Here is a 1,301-nt window from a genome sequence, read left to right on the forward strand (position 1 = left end):
AACATTACTACAAGCAGACAATTGCAGTATCCAGTTTCTCCAATCCATTCCCTTTTTTCAGACATATTCCCCTTTTTTTAATATTAAAGCTAACGGTTTGGCTATGAGCAGTAGCATCCCGCAGGGTGCTATTGCTTATAGGTTTTGTTGGCAAACGTTTTTATTTTTTTAATCATTATCGGGAATTAGTCCTGTCCAATTTCCACTATGTTCTTCCCAAGAATGAATGTTTTTCATTTTCTTCATTTCAACGAATTCTCCTGTCCATGGATTGAAAGAGTAAACATTGAATTTGTAAACGACACTCGACCGAGCGTTTTCTTTAATGTCTTTAACTTCTTCTGTCAGCTCAGTTATGTAGTACCGAAATTGCCCGTCATAAAATTCAGCTTTCTTAAATTTCTCCCACTTTAGAAATTCATTGATTTTATTCTGGTCAGTTATCTCAAGTCCATGCTGTTTGGCAGTTTTCATGGCTTTCAACTTGTCAATTTGAAAAGTCTTTTTTTGAGATTTCACATTTTCAAATCCGTAGTTATTCCAAAAGTCCTTACTTGGTACATAGTTGCCAATAGAATCTAAATCAATCCCAATCATTTCGGGATACCATTCTGTATCACCAATTTTCACGCTATATCGAAACTTGAAGGAATTTGGTTTTGCTTCCATAGGTTCAATCCATGAACCTAAATAGTCCTTCGACCAATATTTCTCTCCATCGCTAAGTGTTATCCAATGACCGTGATATGCATAGCAGTCGAAGTCAAAACGTACATGATTGTCAAAAAACTCCTGGCTGTAAGTTGTAATTATTAAACTGTCAGCTTTTGATTTCATTCTTTCGAGCAAGTCGTGATATGGATACAAGTCTTTGTTGACTACACAGGTTGCGTTGTCGTGATCTCTTGTGTACATCAATTCACCTTCAAAATTGTACTCTTGCCACACTCCAAGGTATTTGCCATCCTTTGTTTTCCAACCTTCGGTATTGAGTCTCGTGGTGTCTTTTATGAAATGAACGCTATACCAAACAGAGTCTTTATTCTTATAGGTTTCTTCGTAAATGTGGTAAACGGAATTTCTAATTATTTCAATGTCGGACGAGTCTGTTTCAATGTTCTGTCTGCTGAACTGTCCGAAGGTTGAAAAGGAAGTCAGAATTAGAATTGTTGATATGATTATTCTCGTGTTCATTTTAATGTTTGCCAACGGCTGAGCTAAGCGTAGTGCGGAGGAAAGGAAACTTTTCGTTTCCGTCTGCGCACGAAGCTAAAGCTTTTTGTTTAGTTTTATTTTTTCTT

Annotated in this window: 1 protein-coding gene; it reads right to left on the reverse strand. The window is 36.6% G+C overall.

Annotated features, from left to right (window positions below):
• Positions 1 to 168: 168 nt before the first annotated feature.
• Positions 169 to 1,194 carry a hypothetical protein gene (locus tag BMY56_RS18415; RefSeq protein ID WP_091627748.1) on the reverse strand — a complete coding sequence of 342 codons (1,026 nt, stop codon included), beginning with the start codon at positions 1,192 to 1,194 and terminating at the stop codon, positions 169 to 171.
• Positions 1,195 to 1,301: the final 107 nt, after the last annotated feature.

Origin of the sequence: Maribacter orientalis (assembly GCF_900109345.1) — a bacterium.
GTDB lineage: Bacteria > Bacteroidota > Bacteroidia > Flavobacteriales > Flavobacteriaceae > Maribacter > Maribacter orientalis.